The sequence below is a fragment of the uncultured Roseobacter sp. genome, assembly GCF_947501835.1.
Lineage (GTDB): Bacteria > Pseudomonadota > Alphaproteobacteria > Rhodobacterales > Rhodobacteraceae > Roseobacter.
This window is the reverse complement of sequence record NZ_CANMXR010000010.1, coordinates 55,513-72,731: the sequence shown is the minus strand read 5'-3', so window position 1 is coordinate 72,731 and position 17,219 is coordinate 55,513. Positions and strand designations below refer to the sequence as shown.

The window sequence follows — 17,219 nt, the reverse complement described above, 5'->3', positions numbered from 1 at the left end:
TCCCTGTTGTTTTGGTGCAAACTGGCACAGGTGGCGACCGGGTCGCGCCTGTTTGCGACCTTTGCGATTGACCAAATCGCCCGCCTGCGTAGGCTGTGATCCATGCACCACACCGCGCCCCAAAGTGATCCAGACGCCCGCGCCGGGATCGACGTGACCGACGATTTCGAGCGCTTCGCGCAGCGCAACGATATTTTCACGCGGGCGTTCTGGGACCCGACCGTGCGGACCAAGCAGACGGACGCCTTTTTTGCGTCTTACCGGATGGAAGCAGCACCGCGCCGTGGCAATGGGTTTGGACAACGCGATTTTGCCTTGCGCAACGCATCCTGGCTGATTTCCGACGTGATGACCGACCGATTTGCCCAAGATGGTCGCCGCGAAGGGTTTCAGGCTCCGATCAGCGCGGACACACCCGTTGCGCCGATCCGGCTCGATGTGAGTGATCCCATAGAGATGTCCCGTGAAATCAAAAAGGTGTCGCGGTTTTTTAAAGCAGATCTTTGCGGCATCACCAGCGTCGATGCGCGGTGGCATTATACCGCGCGCATCGATGTGCGGGATATGTCGGACGCCCCGAATGATCTGCCTGCGGGCATCACATCGGTCATTGTTCTGGGTCACGAGATGGATGCGGATCTGGTGGACACTTATCCTGCCGCAACGGCGGGGGCAGCCACCGGACGCGCCTATAGCCAGGAAGCCGCGACCGTGATGCAGGTCGCCGCCTACATCCGCAATCTGGGCTATGAGGCTGTGCCGTCGATGAATGACACCGCCCTGGTGATCCCCTATGCGCTCAAGGCGGGACTGGGCGAATACGCGCGCAATCAGATGGTGATCACGCCCGAATTCGGCCCCAGATTGCGATTTTCGAAGATTTTCACCTCACTGCCGCTGGCGCATGACGTGCCGGAACCTTTGGGCGTGAGGGCCTTTTGCGACATTTGCACCAAATGCGCGGAGGCCTGCCCGGTCAAAGCCCTGCCCTTTGGGGCCCCCGAGGTCGGCGGCGCAAATGTCTCCGCGCTGAAGGGCGTGCGGAAATGGACGTCTGATGCAGAGAAGTGTTTCGGGTTCTGGGCAAAGCTGGCGTCCGACTGCGCGATTTGTATGCGGGTCTGCCCGTTCAACCGCGATTTCCGCAAATGGTATCACCGGTTATGGCTGAGACTGGCATTGTCCCCCTTGCGGCGCGCCGCGCTTTGGCTGGATGCAAAACGCGGCGCTCGTATAAAACCCAGCGTGTGGTGGGAAAACGGATGATCATTGCGGCGAATAGGACCGCCGTACATTGCCGTGCCAGTCTTCACCGGGAATTTCTCCTGTGTGCAAAAACGTGCCGGAGACCGGTTCGGATGGCGTTGTTTCTGCAAGCATCAATCCGATGAGCACACCTGCGCCGATCATCAGCAGCGTCTTTGCCGTGCCGCGCAGGCGCGATGGGAGTACATTGCGATCTTGAATAGTAGCTTCAAAAACCATGGGAGGGTCCTTTCAAGTGTTTACCCGAAAGTGGGATACCCATGTATATAGCCGTCTCTAAAATATTCTTAAAACGAATATATTTTATGCATCGCATCACGAATTATGATCTCATCGCAAAGTGACCTGCCGTGCGCCAGTGTTCGTGTAAACACGGGGGCCACTGTGCCAGAGCGTGTCATCCCTCGGCAGAGACCGCCTTGCGCACCATCTGCCAATATTGCGCCTCCACATCCTCCAGCGACAGCCGCCCCCCGGCCCGGAACCAGGTATTGACCCCGGTCAGCATCGCAATCACCGCCAGGGTGGCGATCTTGGTATCCGGTACATCAAATGCGCCGGAGGCCACACCCGCCCGCAGAATATCTTCGAGGCGATCCTCATATTGGCGGCGCAGCGCTTCGATCACGGCGAAATTCTCCGGCGTCAGATTGCGCAATTCCATATAGGCGATGAAAACCGCATCCGGCCGGTCATGGTGAAATCGGATGTGAAACTGTACGAAGTCATGCAGGCGGGCCTCGGCTGTCGTCGCCGAATGATCCGCGTAGGCGGCCAGCAGCCCATCCATGTGGCTTTTCATCAGATCAAACAGCAAGCTCTGCTTGTCCGGCGTGTAGTTGTAGAGCGCGCCAACCTGCACCCCAACCTCGCCCGCGATCTGGCGCATCGACACGGCCGCAAACCCCTGTTGCGCAAAGAGCCTGAGGGCCGCCTCGCGGACCCGCGGGCCGGTAATGTCTGAATGTGATCCTGCTGTGCGCGCCATGGCGCATGATTAACTGAACGCATGTTCAAAACAAACCCTTCTTGCGCCAGAAAGATGCATGGGGCACAACATCACCACCAACCGGAGCCTGCAGTATGCGCGTCCTTGCCCTTCTGATCTTGCCACTCAGCCTTGCGGGCTGCGTCCAGTTTCCTGAAATCGATGACGCCACTGGACAGGTGGCCGAGCAGGCGGACTATCCCGATCTTGTGCCGCTGGAGCCCGTGCTGGGTGCGCTTCCAACCACGACTGGCGGCAGCGACGAGACACAAGCGCAGTTGGAGGCACGCGTAAGCGGTCTGAAGGCCCGCGCAAATGGCCTGCGCGGGCCGGTTCTGAGCGATGGAGATCGCGCCAGACTGGAAGAAGACCTGCAGTAGCGCCAAGCGCGTTGCACGCAGGCGCCGAACCGGCTAAACGGCGCAAAAGAACACTCCTGCCCTTAAATCAAAGGATTTCCCGTTATGTCTGCGCCCCTTCGTCTCGGAATCGCTGGTCTGGGCACAGTCGGCATTGGCGTGCTGCGGATCATTCGCCAACACAGCGAGATGCTGGCGGCACGCACCGGTCGGGAAATCACCCTTTCTGCCGTCTCTGCCCGTGACAAATCCAAAGATCGCGGCGTGCCGCTGGATCGCTACGACTGGGAAGATGACCCCGTCGCGCTGGCCCGGCGTGACGATGTCGACGTCTTTGTCGAACTGATCGGCGGGCACGACGGCCCGGCCAAGGCGGCGGTGGAGGCGGCATTGGCTGCTGGCAAGGATGTGGTCACCGCAAACAAGGCCCTGCTGGCCATTCACGGCCAGTCGCTGGCGGAGGCAGCAGAGAATGCTGGCAGGGCCCTACGCTATGAAGCAGCGGTTGCAGGCGGCATCCCGGTGATCAAATCGCTGATGGAGGGGCTTGCGGGCAACGACGTGACCCGCGTGATGGGGGTGATGAACGGCTCGTGCAACTACATCCTGACCCGTATGGAAACCGCTGGCCTCAGCTACGCCGAGGTCTTTGCCGAAGCGGATGGTTTGGGCTATCTCGAAGCCGACCCGCAGCTGGATGTGGGCGGGATCGACGCAGCCCACAAGCTTGCCATTCTGTCATCACTGGCCTTTGGCACCCGGGTGGATTTCGACGGGATCACGCTGGAAGGCATCGACCGGGTCAGCATCGACGACATCCGCGCCGCCGCGGACATGGGCTACAAGATCAAGCTGCTGGGGGTCGCACAGATGACCGGTCGCGGGCTGGAGCAACGCATGCAGCCCTGCCTCGTGCCCGACACCTCACCGCTAGGACAGCTGGATGGCGGCACCAACATGGTGGTGCTGGAGGGCGACGCGGTGGGTCAGATCGTCCTGCGCGGCCCCGGCGCCGGTGAGGGCCCGACCGCCAGCGCGGTCATGGCGGATGTTTGCGACATCGCAAAAGGCGCGCGCGGCCCGGTCTTTGGTGTCCCGGCAGCGCAACTCAAAACCTCAACACCCGCGCGCGCGCAGATGCCCGCCCCCTATTACCTGCGCATGTCGCTGGAGGACAAACCGGGCGCATTGGCCAAGATTGCATCGGTGCTGGGAGAAGCTGGCGTTTCCATCGATAGGATGCGTCAATACGGCCATGACGACACCAAAGCCCCGGTGCTGATCGTCACGCATAAGACCACGCCCGATGCGCTCAACACCGCATTGGCAGAGATGAGCAGCACCGGCGTTTTGTCAGGCACACCTGTTGCCCTGCGCATCGAGGCGGTTTGACCCTTGGCCCAAGCCAACAGTTGTTAACGCAACGCCACAGCGATACACCTACCCTCATATTTAGTGCCCAAAGAAGGACAGTTTCATGCCAGCCAATGCCGAATTCCAAGATCGTATGCTTTCCCTGGGCCTCGCCCGCGTATCAGAAGCGGCAGCTTTGGCCTCGGCGCGGCTGGTCGGGCACGGCGATGAAAAAGCAGCGGATCAGGCCGCGGTCAACGCCATGCGCGAACAGCTCAACATGCTGGACATCGCGGGCGTTGTGGTCATCGGCGAAGGCGAACGCGACGAGGCCCCCATGCTCTACATCGGCGAGGAAGTGGGCACCGGCAACGGCCCCGGCGTGGACATCGCGCTCGATCCGCTCGAAGGCACCACGCTGACGGCCAAGGACATGCCCAACGCGCTGACCGTGATCGCCATGGGCCCGCGCGGCTCCATGCTGCACGCGCCGGATGTCTATATGGACAAGCTGGCGATCGGACCGGGCTATGCGGCGGATGTGGTGACGCTGGACATGACCCCAGGGGACCGGGTCGCCGCGCTGGCCAAGGCCAAAGGATGCAGCCCCGCAGATATCACCGTGTGCATTCTGGAACGCCCGCGCCACGAAGAGATGATCGCCGAAGTTCGCGCCACGGGGGCCTCCATCCGGCTGATCACCGATGGCGATGTTGCGGGCGTGATGCATTGCGCGGAGCCCAATACCGGCATCGACATGTACATGGGGGCCGGCGGCGCGCCTGAGGGCGTTTTGGCGGCCGCAGCGCTCAAATGCATGGGCGGTCAGATGTATGGTCGTCTGCTTTTCCGCAACGATGACGAGCGGGGACGCGCCAGCAAGGCGGGCATCACCGATTTTGACCGCATCTACGGTCGCGACGAAATGGTCACCGAAGACGTGATTTTTGCCGCAACCGGCGTGACCGATGGCAACATCCTGCCGTCGGTGAAACGTGAACCCGGCTGGATGACAACCGAGACGCTGATCATGCGCTCCAAGACCGGTTCCGTGCGCCGCATCAACTACCGCACGCCGGTGGATCCCAAGTAACGGCGCCTGGCGGGGTTTGGGGTGAGCTTCCTCGGCGTCGAAAGCAGCCTGACCGGGCGGCGCTGGGTTGGTCCGCCCATCGAGGTGGAACGCGCCGCCGAAGCAGTCGCGCAGCATTCCGGCCTGCCAGCAGCGGTGGCGCAAGTTCTTGCCCGTCGTCAGGTGCCCCCCCTCGAAGCTGAGGGGTTTCTATCCCCGTCCTTGCGGGAGCTGCTGCCGGACCCACAGGCATTGAAAGACATGGAAAAGGCAGCCACGCGGCTGCTGAGCGGCCTGAAAAAGCGCGAACGGATCGCCATTTTTGCCGATTATGACGTGGATGGCGGCTCATCGGCCGCCCTTTTGCTGATCTGGCTGCGCCAAATGGGGCATGGGGCCACGCTCTACGTGCCCGACCGGATTGATGAAGGCTATGGCCCCAACGAGGAGGCCATGGCGCAATTGGCCGCCGATCATGATCTGATCATCTGCGTTGATTGCGGAACCCTGTCGCACGGCCCGATTGCGGCGGCAAAAGGCGCGGATGTGCTGGTGCTGGACCACCACCTGGGCGCTGAAACCCTGCCCGACGCGCTGGCGGTCGTGAACCCGAACCGGCAGGATGAAACCGGCGATCTCGCGCATCTTTGCGCGGCGGGCGTGGTGTTTTTGCTACTCGTTGAACTGGGGCGACAGCTGCGCGGCGCCGGGACATCCGGCCCGGATCTGATGGGCCTGCTGGATCTGGTGGCCCTGGCCACCGTTGCCGATGTGGCCCCGCTGATTGGCGTCAACCGCGCTTTCGTGCGCCAGGGCTTGCGGGTGATGGCGCGCCGCGAACGCCCCGGTCTTGCGGCCCTCGCCGATGTGGCGCGGATGGACACCGCACCGACCGCCTATCACCTGGGTTTCCTGCTCGGGCCGCGGGTTAATGCAGGTGGGCGGATCGGGGCCGCCGATCTGGGCGCGCGGCTTCTGGCCACCGAAGACCCGCATGAGGCCGCGGCCCTGGCCGAAAGGCTGGACCTATTGAACACCGAGCGCCGCGAGATTGAAGCCAGCGTGCGCGCAGCGGCCCTTGATCAGGCGGAGACACGCGGGCTGGACAGCGCGCTGGTCTGGGCCGCAGGACCGCGCTGGCATCCGGGCGTGGTGGGAATTGTGGCCTCAAGGCTGAAAGATGCCTCTGGGCGTCCCAGCATCGTGATCGGCCTCGAAGACGGTATTGGCAAAGGATCCGGGCGCTCGATCTCGGGCGTCGATCTCGGCCAGCCCATTCAACGGCTGGCGGCAGAAGGCCTGTTGCTCAAGGGCGGCGGTCATAAGATGGCTGCGGGCCTGACGGTGGCGGAGGACAAGCTGGAGGCCGCGATGGCCCGCCTGACGGAGCTGCTCGAAAAGCAGGGCGCCCATCTGGCAGGCGCCGCAGATCTGAAACTGGACGGGCTGCTGATGCCCGCAGCTGCCACCGTGGAGCTGACGGAGATGGTTGAGCAGGCCGGGCCCTTCGGCGCCAGCGCCCCCGCCCCGCGCTATGTTTTTGCAGATATGGCCATTCGGTTTGCCAAAAGAGTGGGCGAAAGCCATCTCAAGCTTTCTTTTGGTGATGCCGGTGGCGCAACCATGGAGGCGATCTGCTTTGGCGCTTTTGACGGTCCTCTGGGGCCTGCGCTGGAAAACCACGGTGGCAAGCATTTTCACCTGGCGGGACGTTTGGACATCAACAACTGGCGCGGACGCAAAAGCGTGCAATTGCGCCTGGAGGACGCCGCCCCCTCCTGAAAGCGCACTGCGTTAAAGTTTATTGGCTTTGGGCAAAATTTCCGCTTGCGCGCCGCGCGCGGATTGCCTAATCAACCGCTCACAAGCACGTGGCCCGTTCGTCTATCGGTTAGGACGCCAGGTTTTCAACCTGGAAAGAGGGGTTCGATTCCCCTACGGGCTACCACTTTCCCATCTACCTATGTTTCCTGTCGCCAACGAGGATCCGCTAAGAAGGGATTTTCGCGGAAGGCCGATTGTTTTAAGAGAAGACAAAGCAAGATCATTGTCGGGCGAACAATTCTTTGCGGCGCATATGACGCCTACTGTACGCAGCGCCTGCCCTAACCCTGTGCGCGTCAAGATGGAGCCTATGGCTCGGCAGTCATGTCATGAAGATAAGGAAGACGCGCCGCAATCTGACAGTGCTTTACAGACCACGACGCGCCTTCGATTCATACTCGCAAAATTGCTGATATAAATTGGGATGCGAAAACATCCTGAGATTCTCGTTAAATACTGGACCTCAGTCACTCGGTATGAAAAAGCGCCTAAACTGCGCAGAACAGCCAACACCCACACTGTGCCCAGAGTGTGAACTATGGCAAAAAGATGGTAAATTCGTGTGGTTACCTAGGTAAAATTACCTATGCCGAAAATTAGATTAAGATTTTTCAAATAGATGCGTTGTGATCGAAAGATCGACAAGCTCCGCAACGGAATTCACCCGCATCTTTTCCAGGATACGTGCGCGGTGATGATCAACCGTTCTGGGGCTGATATCGAGTTGCCGCGCCACGTCTTTGCTGGAAGAACTGGAGGGGTTTGACACCAGCAATTCGGCAATCTCGCGCTCACGCTCCGTCAGGTTTTCAAAACGCCGCCGCGCATCCCGAGCGCGGTTTCGCCCCTGACGCGCCTGCGCATCAAGTTTCAATGCCGCGTCAATCTGCTTGATCAACACTTCTTGCCGGAAGGGCTTTTCCAGAAAATCGACCGCGCCAAGCTTCATGGCCTGAACCGATTCAGGTACCCCGCCATGCCCGGTGATGAAAATGATCGGCAACGAGGCACCACGGGCGACCAAGGCCCTCTGAAGGTCCAGGCCGGACATTTCCGGCATTCCATAGTCAAGGATCAGGCACCCCGATAACTCCGGATCATAGGCATCCAGAAATTCATGTGCCGAGCCAAAGGTACGCGTGACATAGCCGCGTGTCTTCAGGGCGCGAGACAAGGAGGTGCGGATGTCCTCATCATCATCGACAACAAAAACTGTTTGCTCAGACTCTGACTGCATCTTGTCTTTCGTTCAGCGATTTTGGCGTCAGAGCCGGAAGAGAGAAAATGAAGCGCGCGCGCCCCTGCGCATCGGGCTGATACCACAGCTTGCCACCATGCGAGTCAACGATGGTGCGGCAGATCGATAGGCCCAACCCCATCCCGTCTTCCTTGGTTGTTTCAAACTGTTCAAACAAATTCGCACCTTCATCGAAACCCGGACCGGAATCCGTAATTGAAATCAAAACACCGAAGTCCGTCGTTTCAGCCTTCAATTCGACCGTTCGGACAGTATCGTCGCTCTCTGCGATGGCCTCTATCGCATTTCGCAAAAGGTTGACCAGCACTTGCGCAATCTGAACACGTGACCCGTAAACGGGCTCCAACTGCCGCGCCGAGATGTCGATCTTGATCCCGTTATCCTTGGCCTCAGAACGCACCAGATGCAGGGTTTGTTCCAAAAGCTCTTCAAAATCGAATTCCGCCTTTTCGATCCCGTCTTTTTTGACAAAGCCGCGCAAGGCCTTGATGATATCGCCCGCGCGATGTGCCTGACGGTCGGTCTCCTGCAGGATGGTTTTCAATTCATCGGTTTTGCCGGCATTTTCCTCAAGCGCGAACAGAGCGGTATCCATGTTTTGCGTGATGGCCAGAAGCGGCTGGTTCAGCTCATGTGCCAGACTGGTGGCCATCTGTCCCATGACATTGACGCGCGAGGAATGTGACAAATCCCAGCTCAATTGCTGAATTTTCAGATCCGCAGCCTTACGCGCCGTGATATCATCCACGGTGACGACAGCGTGCAAGGGCGTACCGCTATCGTCACGAATGACAATGACATTCTCGCTGACCCAGATGATGCCGCCATCTTTGCGCAGCAGCCGCTTTTCATGCAGATAGCCGGACCGCTCGTGCCCACCGTCTTCAAAGAAAAACGCAGACACGGGATCGTCGGGGTGCGAAATATCATGCGCTGTGAGGTCCAGAATTTCGGTCTCGCTATATCCGAGCATGCTGGCAAACTTCGAATTCACCCGGATGAATTTGCCTGTCCCCGCTTGAATTTGCGCCATGCCACGGGAGGCGAGATCAAAAGTCCGACCGAATTCCGCCTCTGACATCTTCCGCTCGGCAATGGCGCGCACAAGGGTTTCGTTTGCGCGCTCCAACTCCCGGTAGGTTTTGGGCAGCGGTTCGGTTGAGGAGACTTCACCCTGCGAAACAAGCGAGGCGCGGACAGCGAAGGCCCGAACAGGCTTGTGAATGTAGTTGGCGAGCACCAGGCCAAAAACACCGGTCATCAAAGCGATAAAGGCCGCGATCCAGACATTTTGGGTTCTGTTGGCCTTGATTTCGCCCGTAAAATCGCTTTCTGGCGCATAAACAGCGATTGTCCAGGGCAGCGCCTCACTGATCGCCGGCATGACGGTCGACACAAATGTTGAACCGTTATAATCGAAACGCGACGAGATTTCAGCGTCTACCGAGATCACCTCGTTTGCCGCCAGACCACCGAAGGCCGCACGCGCGACCGGGTCACCGATTTCTCCGATATTCACAAAGCTAAAGGTGTTATCCGCATTCCTTTTTCGGATCAGGTCTTGATCAGGGTGCGCGATAACATCCCCATTCTCGTTTAGAATCAGGGCTTTGCCGCTTTCACCGATGTTCAGTCGAGACAAAAACTCTGAGATCGCGTGAATACCGATATCGACGCCGACAACGCCTTTGATCTCCCCCAGTTCGTCGAAAACCGGAGATGCTGCGGTGATGCCCGGCTGCTGCGAGGTGAAAAATATGTAAGGGTCGGTCCAGATGCTTTGTTTCTTCACGCGCGCGTCGATGTACCAAAGGCGGGTCCGCGGGTCATAGGTGTCCGTCGGGTCATCCCGTTCTTCGACAACCGCATAGCTGTTTTCGCGCCAGATTAGATTTGTGCTGCGGGTCCCACCGTCATAGGAGATGAATTTCGAACGAAACGGCCCCGGCCCACCGCTGCGCATGACGTAGACGAAATTTCCCTGTTCATCGCCGTAGAACACGCCGGAAAACTGCGGGGAAATCTGCAGTTGTTGGAACAGCAGCTTTTCAAGTTGCGCGCGGTCATCGCTGGAAATGACCTGGTTTTCGGCCAAACGCGTCGCCAGTTCGGCAGCCCCTTTTGCGGGGGTCAAGAAACCCTTGGAATGCTCGATCGTATTGGTGCCGACGTCGCTCAAAAGATCCCGCGCGTGATCGAGCAAGACGCGTTCCGATGTCAGAAACGACGAGAAAACCACCACGGTAACGGCCAAGAATTGCAGGCCGGCCAGGCACAAGGCCAAGATCATTCCGAGTGAAAGTTTCATGGTCGGAATGCTCTTGCTGGAATGACAGACGTGGCGGGGTTGCTAACGGTCAATCGCTGCGCCTCACAACGTTGCCGCTGGGGCGCATTGCGACAGTGCATGCGCATCATGGTGCACACCGTTTCAAATCGAGCTTTCACTGTGCCTCATCAATTTCGCTCAAGCTCTTTCGATGGTTCCCGCGGCGTCGTGACACGACGAAGCATCTGTCGGGCGGTGTTTCGCAGTTGCTCAATGTCATCATCTTCCCAACGACGCCTCTTTGTATCGACGGTGCAGAGAACCCCCTGAAAGCCGCCTTGCTCACAATAAATTGGTGTGCCTGCAAAGGCACGAATGCGATGGCCAGACAAAATGTCCTGTCGGCGGATCAAAGGATGGGCGTAGATGTCGTCAATGAAAAGCACTTTTTGCAAAACAGCAACGTGATCGGCCAAGTGCCGCGCTTGAAGCACCTCCGCCTGATCATGGTCGCGGTACTCTCGAAGGTCCGCGGTCGACATATCACCCGTCTCGCGGTGTTGCCAGAAAACGTAGGTTGCCAACGTCTTCATGGCGGCAGTGATACGGAGCGCATCTTGCCGATTCAGGGAGGAAAATTCTGTCATTCACCAGCGCCCACTGAGAAAAGGTTCTTTGCGAGCACCTTGTTCAAACATTCCAGAAACCTGGAAAACCAAAATAACTGACCACATACAGTTCTCGTTACAAGCCTACTTACTGGCCCGCCACCGACCGTGATTGTGCGATACTTTGTGAAAGGGTGAAATAAGCACAATTACCTAGGTAAAATTACTTAATTTCCTTTGGGCAAGCATAAGCTGAAGATATGCCAATTTGGTTGGGCGAGTTTATTTGTGCCCGGAACGGAGCGTGAGTGTCATCGTGATCAGGCCTATGCCCGCCGGGCAATTTCCTGAGTGCTCTCTGACACCTCAGAACCGGCATCGACGGACCGAAGACTGCCAACATAGAACGTGTGACGGCTGCGCCCTCTGTTCTTCGATTCGTACAGGGCAATATCCGCGTCCGCCAACAATTGGTCGGCGTCCGGCACCTCGTATTGGCACGAGAGCGCCGTCCCGGCACTCGCGGAAATCTCGCACAATTCCCCAGCATAGAGAATGGGTTCGCGCAGCTTCGAGATGATCCGCATCGCGATTTTGTCGATTTTGCTGGTGTCCTCAAAGTCGCGCAGCAAGATCACGAATTCATCGCCGCCAACCCGCGCGACGGTATCGCTGCGCCGTGCCTCTTTGAGCATAATCGATGAGACTTCCTGAAGAACATGGTCCCCCGCAGCATGGCCCATGGTGTCATTGACCGCCTTGAAGAAGTCCAGATCGATGTGCATCAGCGCAAAGTGCTCACCGCTTTCGATCAGTTCTGTCAGAACCTGATCCATCCCGCGGCGGTTCTTCAACCCGGTGAGCGTATCGGTGAGTGCCTGTTCCTCGGCAGCAATGCGCGCGCCTTGCAAGCGTTGATTGAGCTGGCGCGATGCCTCCATCGCGGCGGATTTCGCCTCAACCAGATATAGCATTTCTATGGTCAGATCGGTTGGTGCAAAATCAGCGGCGGTCAGCTTGTAGTCCTGCACGGCCTCCACAACCGAAATGCCAAAAGACAGGTTGATCACCATCTGGCCAACCTCCGGTCCTTCCATCAAAACACCTTTCAACTCCCGGTGCGGAGGATCACGAAACTGCAAGTGCAGCTTCGTCCCGGCCTTTTCGAGGAGTGCATCAATGGATTTAATTTCTTGCGGTCTCTTGATCTCAAAAATATCGAGAAAGGACTTCCCCACAAGGGATTGATCTGGAAACAGTTTCTGCGTCGTTGGCCCTGCAGAGCTGATGTCCCCATGACGGTTCAGAATGACGTGCATTGGGCACATGACATTCAGCATCTTGTAATACTTGGTTCCACCGCTCATTGGACACCCGCCCCCAAATCAAACCCGCGGCCTTCGGCAAAATCTGCTTCCAGCAGTGCAATCGCGACGGTCTCCGTCCCATCCTCGACCCCCTGATGTTCCAGGAACACCAGCGCGCCGTAATCATCCGCCATTGCGCGCAAAACACCTGTAAACAGATGCCCGCATCCCGGCACCTTTCCCTCACAGGCCAGACTATATTGCTGCGCGTTATGTTCTCGAAGTTCGATCCGGGGCAATTCCAGATCTGCAACCGCCAGCCGTGCGCGATCCGGCAGATCATCCAGTGAATGCAGAAAATCGACAAAATCCACACCGCCAAAACGTAACAATCGCCGCAAAGATTCCAGATTGGGGTGCGACACCAGATAGGTGCCAATGTCTTCCATCAACTCATCATATGGCCGGTCGAGCACATCGCTTACCGCCGCGAGCACGCGCGGCGTCAAGACGTCGTCATAGATCCACATGGCTTCGAATTCGGTGAACCCGAGGTTCGCCCGTTTCGCAGACGCATTCCAAGCTGCCGCACCGTATCTATCGACGACAAAGCTCTGAATTGCTCGATTGATCAAACCATGCATGATTACCTACTCCAACACGAGAAGGACCATGCGACAGACCTGTTAAGAAAGGCCCAATACATTCAATTGTAACGATTAAATTTGGTCGAATCTGCGGTCAGAAATCCGTCGGCGCACCGCCTTCGGACTTCCTGCGTGCCACGAAATCCGCCAGTTCTTCGCGGATGGCTTCGTCCATCTTCGGCGCTTCGAAACTGCCGATGATTTCCTTATACATCAAATGCGCGCGCTCCGGTGTCCAGACGGCGCCCGCAACCTCCCAGCCTTCATAATTTTTCCAATCGCTCAAAAACGGCTGGTAAAAGGCCGTAGTATACCGGTCCTGGGTGTGTTGAATGCCAAAGAAATGCCCGGCATTGCCAACGGATTTAATCGCATCCAGCGCAATTTCATCAGGGCCTGTCGCAATCACGCTTGGGTCCATATATCTTTGAATTTGCTGTAGTATTTCACAATCCATGATGAATTTTTCGGGGCTTGCAATCAACCCGCCCTCAAGCCAGCCCGCCGCGTGATAGACCATGTTGGTGCCCGACTGCACGGCCGCCCAAAGGCTGTTGGAGGTCTCCCACATCGCCTGCCCGTCGGGCACGTTGGCAGCGCAGACGCCGCTGGACCGCATCGGCAGCCCATAGAACCGACATAGTTGGCCCGTCATCTGCGTCGCGCGCATGTATTCAGGGGTCCCGAAAGCGGGTGCGCCGGACTTCATGTCAACATTCGAGGTAAAGGTGCCGATCGCCACCGGACAACCCGGGTTGATGATCTGCGCCAATACCACGGCGCAAAGCGCCTCGGCCAGCGATTGCGCCACCGCGCCCGCCATGGTGACCGGCGCCATGGCACCCGCAAGCGTAAAGGGTGTCACAACCAACCCCTGCCCACGCCGCGCCATCCGCATCCAACCGTCGAGCATGGGAATGTCGTGTTTGAGCGGTGAGGTGGAGTTAATATTCGTGTACATTCTGGGGCTTGCGTCGAATTCCTCATGTGAAAGCCCCTGCGAAATACGCACCATTTCCATCACGTCTTCGACGCGCTCCTTGCCGAGCGAATAGGCGTGCATGACCTTATCCGTTAGCGTCAGCTTGTCGTAGAGCACATCAAGGTGCCGGACCGACGCGTGCAGGTCCACAGGCTCCACCGGGTACCCGCCCGCAAAGTGGATGCAGTTGAAGTACTGCGTCAACTTGAGCAGGTTCCGACACATCTCCCGCGTGCCCGGCACCTTGGTGCCGCGCTCCATATCCCAATAATTGGGGGGCGATGACACATTCCCGAACAAGAGATTCTTGCCACCAACCGTCAGCTTTCGATCCGGGTTGCGCGGGGTCAACGTAAACTCAGACGGCGCATGACCGATCCATTCCATCACGAATTCCCTGCCCATCCGCACGTTTTCGCCAGACACGGTGCACCCGGCCTTGCGCAGGATCTCCAGCGCCTCATGGTTCAGAAATTCGACACCGATTTCTTCCAGAATGCGCATCGCCCCGTCATGGATCGCCGCGACCCCTTCAGGCGACAGTGGCTCGGTCGGTCGGTCGATGTTGACAGGCGGATTCCATGGCATCTGCTCGATGACTGCCGTGCCACGCCGCGTGGCAGCGCCTGCGCGTCCGCCCCCCCGTGTCCTGCGCTTGCTCTTCACATCGGCCATCGATCTGCCCTTTCTGCACATCCCATCGTCTATAAAGGGCAGAGCAAAAGGGGGGTGGCCGTCTCATTCGCGACGCAATCAGTCGTTTTTACACGTCCGCCCCGCGGGAACATAAGTGCGCGTTTCAGGTGTCTTGTGCCGCAATCCAGCCCGGCAAGTGACCAATGTTTTCAAAGACCGCGTCCGCAAGTGGTTCCAGAACATCCCGCTCCGCGAGACCGGTCAGCACGCCGACGCAGCGCATACCGGCCGCGCGCCCGGCAATCAGGTCATGGCTGCTGTCGCCCACCATCACAATCGCCTCAGGGGCTGTGCCAATGACGCGGGCGAAGGCCAGCAGTTGACCGGTGTCCGGCTTGGCCCCGTGCCCACTGTCAAAACCGGCAATAAAGTCAAATTTATCAATAACCTGCGCTGAGGAGAGATGCGCGCGTGCCGGGGCCTCGGCATCGTTGGTGGCCACGCCCAGACGTAACCCTCGGTGTTGCAAATCTGAAAGGAATGGGATCAACGGCACCGCTTCGGCCTGGGGTGCATTCGCGGCTTCGGAGTTCAACAGATCGATGGTTGCTTCAAAGGTATATCCCGGAAGATGGGGCATCAGGGCGCTGGCCACATCCCCAGGCGTTCCCGCGATGGCCACGCTGTCCTTGGCAAACCGGCGCGCATGATAATCGAAACCGATTTGCGCCCCGAGATGAGCAGCCCCAGCGCGATCTTTGGCAAGGCGCTCCAGGAAACTCGCGGCCCAGGCTTCCCAGGTCGTGGCAAAGTCGAAAAGCGTGCCGTCCTTGTCGAAAAGAACCCCTTTGATCATGCTCATGTCCAATTCACCTGCTCGCCGCCGGGCAGTGCCTGTCGCGCCTGAAAAACCGTGTCATACCCCGCACCAATCGTATCGCAGGCCTGCACAACCCAGGCGTCATCCATGAGGATAAAGTCGAGCACGGACCCCAGAAAGACCGGGTCCGACGCCCCTGCCCGCAGATCCGTCTCCGATGCGCCCGTCGCCCCCAGAAAAACGGGTAACAGCTCTTCGTTTCCCGCCAGCCAGCCCAATATCTTGAGCGCCAGCACCTCGGCGGATTCCCGCGTGATCATGATTGCCTGCCTGCAATTTGCCTTAAATTCGAAACCCTTTGTTAACCAAATTCAGCGCAATGTCGATCAGCGGTTCATCACCCCAGAAAGGACGCAAAAAGCGTGCAGGGCAAAATACTGATAGTGGATGCGATCTCGACAAATCGCATCGTCCTCAAGGTCAAACTCGCCTCTGCGTTCTACGAGGTGGTTCAGGCCGCGACCGCCGATGAGGCCTGTGTTGCTGCCCTCAGACATGATCCCGACCTGATCATTTCCGCGATGGCCTTGCCGGACTGTGACGCTGCTGAGCTGTGTCGTCGTTTGAAACGCAGCCCGCAAACCCGCGCCATTCCGATGATGGTGGTGGGATGTCGACCGAACGCAGACACCAGGCTGAAAGCGCTCGAAGCGGGCGTGCAGGATGTCATGCTGAAACCCATTGATGACACGCTTTTGCTGGCGCGGGTGCGCAGCCTGATCCGCGCGCATAACACGGCGGCAGAATGGCAAATGCGCGATGACACCTCCCGCGCCCTGGGGTTCGCCGAAGAAACCATGGATTTCGGGCCTGCCGGACGCGCGGTGCTCGTCGGCGCTGATGCTCATGTCTCCCACAACTGGATCAACGTATTGCGCCAGCAATTGCGCACAAACCTCAATTATGCCGCTCCTGAAACCGCCCTGCGGGACCTGTCGCCGGACAAAGTCCCGGATGTCTTCATCCTGACCCTGGCTGAAAATGACACGTCCAACAGCGATGTGTTGCGCCTGCTGGCGGCGATCCGGGCAACCGCCATCACCCGGCACGCAGGCATTCTCGTGATGCAATCCCGCCCCGACCCAGGGCTGGGCGCCTATGCGCTCGATCTAGGCGCCGACGACCTGATGACCGATGGGTTTGAGCCTGCGGAACTGACATTGCGGGTCAAGGCCATGATGCGCCGCAAACGCATTGCCGATCAGCTGCGCGCCACCGTGCGCACCGGTCTGAAGGCCGCCGTGTCGGACCCGCTCACCGGATTGCACAACCGGCGCTATGCGATGCCGCATCTGGCGCGGGTGGCGGAGCATTCCGCCGCAACCGGGCGCAGCTTTGCGGTGATGGTGGCGGATCTGGACCATTTCAAACGGATCAACGACGTCTACGGCCATGCCTCCGGCGATGCGGTTCTGGTGGAAACGGCCCGGCGGCTGCGCGACAACCTGCGTGGCGTTGACCTGATTGCCCGGATCGGAGGGGAAGAATTTCTCATCGTCATGCCGGCGACACCGCTCACCGAAGCCCGTGCCGCGGCAAGCCGCTTGTGTCGCAAGATCGGCGGGCGCGGGTTCAAGGTTCCGGGATGCAACGAACTCATCAAGGTGACGGTTTCGATTGGTGTCACAATCGGCGGGCTGCGCACCAACCAGCAGCAGCCGGAACAACAAGATGCAAATGTGCTGCTCGATGCGGCTGACAAGGCGCTCTACGCCGCCAAAATGCAGGGCCGCAATCAGGTGAACCTCAACCGCCCCGCAGCCTGACCTC

At 58.8% G+C, this 17,219-nt stretch carries 16 protein-coding genes and 1 tRNA gene; 7 read left to right on the top strand and 10 right to left on the bottom strand.

The features are described from left to right. Nucleotides 1-102: 102 nt before the first annotated feature. Entirely contained in the window at nt 103-1,266 is a 1,164-nt protein-coding gene (locus Q1A20_RS19445) for a reductive dehalogenase domain-containing protein (RefSeq protein ID WP_299408847.1), read from the top strand. Here Q1A20_RS19445 and Q1A20_RS19440 read toward each other — a convergent pair whose 3' ends face one another. Continuing rightward, nucleotides 1,267-1,485 (bottom strand): hypothetical protein, encoded by a 219-nt coding sequence (locus Q1A20_RS19440; RefSeq protein ID WP_299408844.1) that lies wholly within the window; start codon nt 1,483-1,485, stop codon nt 1,267-1,269. Nucleotides 1,486-1,663: 178 nt separating this feature from the next. Next, on the bottom strand, nt 1,664-2,254 hold the full coding sequence (locus Q1A20_RS19435; RefSeq protein ID WP_299408841.1) for a TetR/AcrR family transcriptional regulator: 591 nt from the start codon (nt 2,252-2,254) through the stop codon (nt 1,664-1,666). A 95-nt stretch (nt 2,255-2,349) separates the two neighbouring features. Here Q1A20_RS19435 and Q1A20_RS19430 point away from each other — a divergent pair, with 95 nt between their 5' ends. The 5 genes from Q1A20_RS19430 (at nt 2,350) to Q1A20_RS19410 (ending at nt 6,986) form a co-directional block, all read left to right on the top strand. Continuing rightward, a complete protein-coding gene (locus Q1A20_RS19430; RefSeq protein WP_299408839.1) occupies nt 2,350-2,634 on the top strand; it encodes a hypothetical protein in 285 nt (94 codons plus the stop codon). 84 nt (nt 2,635-2,718) lie between these two features. Then, entirely contained in the window at nt 2,719-4,005 is a 1,287-nt protein-coding gene (locus Q1A20_RS19425; protein ID WP_299408836.1) for a homoserine dehydrogenase, read from the top strand. A gap of 85 nt (nt 4,006-4,090) precedes the next feature. Next, on the top strand, nt 4,091-5,059 hold the full coding sequence (gene glpX, locus Q1A20_RS19420) for a class II fructose-bisphosphatase (RefSeq protein WP_299408833.1): 969 nt from the start codon (nt 4,091-4,093) through the stop codon (nt 5,057-5,059). 21 nt (nt 5,060-5,080) lie between these two features. Next, nucleotides 5,081-6,820: a single-stranded-DNA-specific exonuclease RecJ gene (recJ, locus tag Q1A20_RS19415; protein WP_299918240.1), complete on the top strand. Its 1,740-nt coding sequence runs from the start codon at nt 5,081-5,083 to the stop codon at nt 6,818-6,820. A 91-nt stretch (nt 6,821-6,911) separates the two neighbouring features. Further along, a tRNA-Glu gene (locus tag Q1A20_RS19410) sits at nt 6,912-6,986 on the top strand. Nucleotides 6,987-7,463: 477 nt separating this feature from the next. Here Q1A20_RS19410 and Q1A20_RS19405 read toward each other — a convergent pair. From Q1A20_RS19405 to Q1A20_RS19370, 8 genes are all read right to left on the bottom strand, one after another. Next, the gene (locus Q1A20_RS19405) at nt 7,464-8,099 is read right to left on the bottom strand and encodes a response regulator (RefSeq protein WP_298971315.1); all 636 of its coding nucleotides are present in this window, start codon (nt 8,097-8,099) and stop codon (nt 7,464-7,466) included. Then, entirely contained in the window at nt 8,083-10,428 is a 2,346-nt protein-coding gene (locus Q1A20_RS19400) for a cache domain-containing protein (protein ID WP_299918238.1), read from the bottom strand. Before Q1A20_RS19400 ends, Q1A20_RS19405 begins: the two co-directional genes overlap by 17 nt. Before the next feature lie 149 nt (nt 10,429-10,577). After that, entirely contained in the window at nt 10,578-10,931 is a 354-nt protein-coding gene (locus Q1A20_RS26140) for a GAF domain-containing protein (protein ID WP_367180943.1), read from the bottom strand. 392 nt (nt 10,932-11,323) lie between these two features. Beyond that, complete coding sequence (locus Q1A20_RS19390; protein WP_299408819.1) at nt 11,324-12,364, bottom strand: diguanylate cyclase; 1,041 nt, start codon at nt 12,362-12,364, stop codon at nt 11,324-11,326. Then, the gene (locus Q1A20_RS19385) at nt 12,361-12,948 is read right to left on the bottom strand and encodes a heme NO-binding domain-containing protein (protein ID WP_299408816.1); all 588 of its coding nucleotides are present in this window, start codon (nt 12,946-12,948) and stop codon (nt 12,361-12,363) included. Before Q1A20_RS19385 ends, Q1A20_RS19390 begins: the two co-directional genes overlap by 4 nt. Before the next feature lie 97 nt (nt 12,949-13,045). Next, complete coding sequence (locus Q1A20_RS19380; RefSeq protein ID WP_299408814.1) at nt 13,046-14,608, bottom strand: trimethylamine methyltransferase family protein; 1,563 nt, start codon at nt 14,606-14,608, stop codon at nt 13,046-13,048. A gap of 124 nt (nt 14,609-14,732) precedes the next feature. Continuing rightward, nucleotides 14,733-15,431 (bottom strand): HAD family hydrolase, encoded by a 699-nt coding sequence (locus Q1A20_RS19375; protein ID WP_299408811.1) that lies wholly within the window; start codon nt 15,429-15,431, stop codon nt 14,733-14,735. Then, nucleotides 15,428-15,712, bottom strand: a complete 285-nt coding sequence (locus Q1A20_RS19370) for a DUF3572 domain-containing protein (RefSeq protein WP_299409065.1) — start codon at nt 15,710-15,712, stop codon at nt 15,428-15,430. Before Q1A20_RS19370 ends, Q1A20_RS19375 begins: the two co-directional genes overlap by 4 nt. 99 nt (nt 15,713-15,811) lie before the next feature. On the opposite strand from Q1A20_RS19370, the gene Q1A20_RS19365 reads away from it, so the two are divergent. Next, complete coding sequence (locus Q1A20_RS19365) at nt 15,812-17,215, top strand: diguanylate cyclase (RefSeq protein WP_299408808.1); 1,404 nt, start codon at nt 15,812-15,814, stop codon at nt 17,213-17,215. Nucleotides 17,216-17,219: the final 4 nt, after the last annotated feature.